This window comes from Collinsella sp. HCP28S3_B9 (assembly GCF_052066095.1).
Lineage (GTDB): Bacteria > Actinomycetota > Coriobacteriia > Coriobacteriales > Coriobacteriaceae > Collinsella.
The window spans coordinates 1-685 of record NZ_JBQHST010000071.1 but is presented as its reverse complement, the minus strand read 5'-3'; the positions used below and the strand labels follow the sequence as shown (position 1 = coordinate 685).

General features: G+C 73.4%; 2 protein-coding genes. Both read right to left on the bottom strand.

The annotated features are described in order from the left end of the window. The coding region (locus tag ACTNBB_RS09120; RefSeq protein WP_441071097.1) for an ATP-binding protein at positions 1–330 on the bottom strand (330 nt) is incomplete at its 3' end. Further along, on the bottom strand, positions 330–685 hold a 356-nt coding region (locus tag ACTNBB_RS09115; protein ID WP_441071095.1), incomplete at its 5' end, for a Mu transposase domain-containing protein. The genes ACTNBB_RS09120 and ACTNBB_RS09115, both read right to left, overlap by 1 nt.

Sequence of the window (685 nt, the reverse complement as noted above, 5' to 3'; positions counted from 1 at the left end):
CAGGACGTTCTCGGCCCGCTCGACGAACCTCAGGGTCGCGAGCTCCTCGATCTCGGCGCGCGGGACCGAGGGCTGGAAGTCCCAGTCGAAGTCCGCCAGCCCCTTGACGTAGGGGAACCCCGACGACCGTATGCGCTGGCTGGTGATCCTGACCTCCCGGGCGGCGACCTCGACGCGCGTCATCTCCTCGAGGGCGGAGGCGAAGCCCCGCTCGCCCGCGGCGACCATCCTCACGTAGTCGGGCAGGGACGCCGCCATCTCGTGCAGCCCGAGCGCGGAGAGGTTCGCCTGCGCCCTGATCGAGGGGCTGCCCTCCGCGACGGCGCCCATCACGCCCCTCCGAGCGAGTCGAGCAGCGCGAGGTTGGCGCGCGCGGCCTCCGCGATGTCCGCGTCGGCCAGGCCCCGCTTCCCCTCGAGGGCCTGCCCGTAGTGGTCGGGGTCGTAGTTGATGGGCCTCGACGGCCCGGACGCGGCGTCGTGGACGGCGACCTCCTCGCCGGCCATCCTCACCACGACCTGGCCGCCGGGCATCGCCACGACGCTCACGCGCCGGCCGATGCAGCGCCTGGGCACGGACCACTCCCTGCCGGCGGCCCTGACGAGCATGGTCGGCGGGACGGTCTGGACGCTCACGTCGCCCACCATCGACTCGAGGAGCCGGAGGTTCCCGATGGGCCGCAGGC